The following is a 202-nucleotide window of genomic DNA, read 5'->3' on the forward strand; positions in this document are numbered from 1 at the left end:
CACCCGGTCCCATTCCGAACCCGGAAGTTAAGCCCCCGAGCGCCGATGGTACTGCGGAGTAGTCCGTGGGAGAGCAGGACGTCGCTGACCAACAAGGGGCATTTTGCGCGGAAGTTGGAGGAGCCTGGCCCTTTGCGCGCTGGCCTCCCCGTTTGCTTGCCACAGTTTAAGCCGTCCGCAGGGGCGGCTTTTTCTGTATCGG

Annotated in this window: 1 rRNA gene; it reads left to right on the forward strand. The window is 62.9% G+C overall.

From position 1 onward, the window contains the following. A 5S ribosomal RNA gene (gene rrf, locus H6A23_RS11330) occupies window positions 1–90 on the forward strand; the annotation flags it as partial. Between the last annotated feature and the right edge of the window lie 112 nt (window positions 91–202).

It is taken from the genome of Olsenella uli, from assembly GCF_016900775.1.
Taxonomy (GTDB): domain Bacteria; phylum Actinomycetota; class Coriobacteriia; order Coriobacteriales; family Atopobiaceae; genus Thermophilibacter; species Thermophilibacter uli_A.